Origin of the sequence: Stieleria sp. (genome assembly GCF_041595215.1) — a bacterium.
GTDB lineage: Bacteria > Planctomycetota > Planctomycetia > Pirellulales > Pirellulaceae > Stieleria > Stieleria magnilauensis.
In genome coordinates this window covers 1-4,381 of the sequence record NZ_JBFHKV010000764.1, presented here as the reverse complement: position 1 = coordinate 4,381, position 4,381 = coordinate 1, and the positions used below count along the sequence as shown (strand labels likewise).

The window sequence follows — 4,381 nt, the reverse complement described above, 5'->3', positions numbered from 1 at the left end:
CAGTTGTTGATCGAATCACAGCGGTTTGACGCGTTTAAAGATTGGCTGGGGAGGGTGGAACCGGGGTCGCAGCGTTATCCGGGTTATTGGATGGCGCTGGGAGGCTGGGCGATGCGGCACCGCGACTTCGATCGTGCGGTCGGGCAGTTTGCCGAGGCGGTGTTGCGGGAACCGGGTGATCTGGCGGCGACCGACCGGATCCGACAGGCGTTATCGGCCGGCGGACACGAGGTGGAAGCCGAGCGGTTTCGCGCCCGCGGCGTGTTGATCGATCGGATGATGACGATCACCCGCCAACTGTTTTCCGGTGCCGGCATGAAGCCTGCTGCGGTCGACGAACTCTCACGAGTGTTGACCGAAGTGGGGCGTCCGTTGGAAGCGTTGGCGTGGTATCGCATCGCGCTGGCGAACATGGGGTCGCCGGCCGGTGCGTTCGAGCAGTTGGATCGAGCACTGGCGATGTCCGATGACGAGTTGTTCATTCGCAACAATCGGGAGAAGGTCTTGTGTGGCGTCGACTTGGAACGTTTTCCCAGTGATGTTCAGCTGGCCGAATTCAACAACGCGGTTGTGCCGGCAACGGACGAGCCGACGAAGCCATCCGACTACCCCGCGATCCAACCGGTGTTTGCCAACATCGCGTCGCAAGTTGGGTTGGAGTTCACGTACTACAACGCCCCGGTGCAACGACGCCGCGAACTGCGGTTGTACGAACAACTGGGGGCGGGGGTGGCGTGCATCGATTACGACCTGGACGGAAACATTGACGTCTATCTGGGACAGGCCTCCGGCGACCCGCCCAATGGTCCTGGCACGCGTCCGAACCTGTTGGCACGCTCGTTGGGAGAGCGTTTTATCGGCGTGACCGAGTTGGCTGATTGTGATGACCGAGGTTTCACGTGCGGCGTCACGGCGGGGGATTGGAACCAAGACGGTTTTCCCGATCTGGTGGTCGGCAATCTGATGCGAAACACGTTGTTGATCAACCGAGGCGACGGAACGTTCGCCTCGCAACCGGGCGATCACGTGTGGCAGCAACCGATGTACACGACCAGTTTGGCGATCGGGGATGTCAACGGTGATCATCTGCCGGACCTTGTCGAAGTCAACTATGTCGATGATCCAGCGGTCTATGATCCGGTCGAGCACCATCCCGACGGAACTCCGGTTCGGCTACCCGCTCCGTTGGACTATCGTCCCGGCCGCGATCGTCTGTTTCTCTCTGTCGGTGACGGGGCGGTGGCCGGACGGTGGATCGATGCCAGCGGGCAAGTTCCGCCGGCGACAGGACTGGGCGTCTTGCTGACCGATTTGGATGGTGGTCTTGGAAACGAGATTTTCATTGCCAATGACCGTTTGGCGAATCACTTGTGGCAGCGCGGGGTGGCGGGCGGCGGCGAAGAAACGGAGTGGCAAAACACGGCCGCGGTGCGCGGCGTTGCGTTCGGTGCCAATGGGAATCCGCAGGGATGCATGGGGATTGCCGTCGCCGATTTTGATTTGAACGGACGACCCGATTTGCATGTCACAAATTTTGAACGGGAATGGAACAACCAGTTCATGCAAGACGAGAGCGGGTTCTTTGATGATTTGGTGGTCGCATTCGGTTTGGATCAACCGACCTACAAGATACTCGGGTTCGGCGTCCAAGCGTTCGACTATGACAACAACACCAGGGACGATTTAGTGATCGGCAACGGGCACGTCGAAGACTACTCGGCCGAGGGCCGAGCGTTTGAGATGCCGACCTTGGTGTTTGCGATGGGGCAAACGGGATTTGTTGCCAAGGACGTGGCGGGCGATCCCGAGTATTGGAATGCGGGGCACCTTTCGCGGGCGCTTGCCAGTTGCGATTGGAACAACGATGGACGCGTCGATTTTATTGTGACGGATCTGATCGAGCCGGTGGCGTTGCTGGAGAACCGCACGCAGACGCCGCACCATTGGATGCAGCTACAACTGGTCGGGACCACGGCCGAACGCGATGCCATCGGCGCAACAGTCAAGCTGTCGATCGGAGATCAGACGTTGACGAAAGTGGTGCAGTCGGGCGACGGCTACCTGTGCCGAAACCAAGCGATCCTCAGTTTCGGGCTCGGAGAGCACGCGGCGGTCGAGCGTTTGGAGATTCGTTGGCCTGATGGCGAAGTCCAGCGGTTCGCGAACCTTGCCGCCGACCGTCGTCTGGTCATCGTCCAGTCTCAAAACGACGCCTTTGAGCTGGATCGATAAGGGGACAGGGGAGGGCGCACCGCTGTCGCTTGCTCGAGACCGGGGGGGCAAGTTCAGGGGGCAAGTGCGGTCAGGTTTTCGTGCCTGGTATACCTCTGTTGGGTGTGGCTCATGTGTCACTTTTTCGTCGTGATTGTTGGACACACCAATTCTAGCTTGGTATCTTGAAGCCAAGATGCGGTCCGATAGCGGCTGGATCTGATCCAAAGTGTTGTTCTTTGTTCCTCTTCTATACTTCTTTGTGAGACGATTTCATGAATCAACGTCTGAGTCGACGCCAGGGTTTCACGCTTGTGGAATTGCTGGTCGTCATTGCCATCATCGGCATTCTGGTGGGGTTGCTCCTGCCCGCGGTGCAAGCCGCACGTGAAGCAGCTCGTCGGATGAGCTGTAGCAATAATTTCAAGCAGCTCGGAATTGCGATTCACAATTACCATGCCGCTTACAAGCAGTTGCCGGTTCAAGGTGCCGGGACGGACGGCGTGGGTGGACTGCCTGTCAACCAAGGGTCGAATGCGCCGACGACGAACTGGTGGACCGGTTATGGGCACGCCACCGCTTGGCGGTGGAGTGCCTTGGGCGGGTTGACGCCGTTCATGGAGCAGCAAGCGATTTGGGACGAAATCAGCCAGCCGAGCCGCATCAATGCCACCGATCCGACGACTCCGTTTGCGACTCCGTGGCCGGCGATGGGACCGGCGCCGCACTTGAATCGGTATCGACCGTGGGTCACCGAGATTCCAACGCTTCGCTGTCCCAGCGATCCGGGGGTCGGGCTGCCGGCTCTGGGACGTACCAATTATGGTGCGTGCATGGGCGATTCGATTCACTGGGCTGTTCGCGGACCGATCGACTTCGACCGCGGTCAGAACCGTGCGGACTTTTGGGTGCCGAAGCAAAACAACGGCTACGCGAGAAACTCGCTGGCGTGTGACCGTGGTGCGTTTGTACCGCACAAGGATTCGAAGTTTCGTGACATCTTGGATGGTCTTTCCAATACCATCATGATGGGTGAGATCATCACGGATTTGCAGGACCGCGATAAACGCGGCCGGCAAACGCGGAATGCCAACCTGGCGGGCAACAACAACTCGGTCATTCTGCAGAACCCCAAGTGGTGTGAAGACCAGGGTCAAATCGACCCCGATCGTCCCAAGTTCTGGGATCCAAGCGCGCCCGTTGATACCGGTGCCGGCAACGGCCGGGGGTATCGTTGGGCGGACTTCCGCATCATGTTCTCGGGTATGTCGACGATCTTGCCGCCCAACTCGGAAATTTGCGGGATCAACAATACCGGCAACACGCTGATCGGCTCAGCGTCGAGCCGTCACCAAGGCGGTGCGCATGTCTTGATGGGTGATGGGGCGGTCATCTTTATGACCGACTCGGTCGAAGCGGGGAATTCGAGAAACCCGATGGTCTATCTCAATGGAACACCGGCCAATAACAATGTGCCGGGCTCACAAAGTCCGTACGGGCTTTGGGGTGCACTGGGAACCAGGGCGAGTAGTGAAACGATCCAAGAGCAGCTGAACCAGTAGCTCGGTGGACGTTGACTGACGACCAAAAGAAAAACTCGGCTTCGCAAGCGCGAAGTCGAGTTTTTTTGTGTCGTGATTGTTGCTCGCGATGCCGGCCGAATGCCGTTGATCGGTCCCGAACCTCATGCAGTTGGGAAGGAACGGCTCGGCAACGCCCTATTCCGTTTCTTCGAAATCCTCATTCATCGCTGCTTCTTCGGCAGCGATCGCAGCTTCATAGGCCTCGATCTCGGATAGCTCGGCGTTTTCGGTCACGGTACCGCCTTCGCTACCGCCACAACCGACCAAGCACATTGCCACGGCGAACGTGAACACCAAACCCATTGCTTTGAACATAATCCAACCTTGCTAATTGTTCTGTTTCAGCGTCGAACACAAGCCATTAGTATACAAAGTCGGGGGCTGACATTCGAGGCCTTGGCGGTGGTCACACGATGAATCCAAAACGCCGTTACTTCAAACAAGTTCGCATCGCACAGTTCCGGGCGATGGTTGAACTTTCGCGGGGCAAAGGATTTGCCGCGGCGGCCGAATCATTGGATCTGGCGACGCCTTCGGTGTGGCAGCAAGTGCGAGCGCTGGAACAAGAGCTCGGGGTGCCGTTGATT

Annotated in this window: 4 protein-coding genes; 3 read left to right on the top strand and 1 reads right to left on the bottom strand. The window is 58.4% G+C overall.

Translation table 11 applies throughout. From position 1 onward, the window contains the following. Together ABX749_RS23825 and ABX749_RS23820 are read left to right on the top strand one after the other, a co-directional pair. The coding region (locus tag ABX749_RS23825; protein ID WP_372898195.1) for an ASPIC/UnbV domain-containing protein at nt 1-2,232 on the top strand (2,232 nt) is incomplete at its 5' end. A 254-nt stretch (nt 2,233-2,486) separates the two neighbouring features. Beyond that, complete coding sequence (locus ABX749_RS23820; RefSeq protein ID WP_372898194.1) at nt 2,487-3,773, top strand: DUF1559 domain-containing protein; 1,287 nt, start codon at nt 2,487-2,489, stop codon at nt 3,771-3,773. Nucleotides 3,774-3,929: 156 nt separating this feature from the next. Here ABX749_RS23820 and ABX749_RS23815 read toward each other — a convergent pair whose 3' ends face one another. Further along, on the bottom strand, nt 3,930-4,109 hold the full coding sequence (locus ABX749_RS23815; RefSeq protein ID WP_145220221.1) for a hypothetical protein: 180 nt from the start codon (nt 4,107-4,109) through the stop codon (nt 3,930-3,932). Nucleotides 4,110-4,207: 98 nt separating this feature from the next. Between ABX749_RS23815 and ABX749_RS23810 the strand changes: the two genes are divergently transcribed. Then, on the top strand, nt 4,208-4,381 hold a 174-nt coding region (locus tag ABX749_RS23810), incomplete at its 3' end, for a LysR family transcriptional regulator (protein ID WP_372898196.1).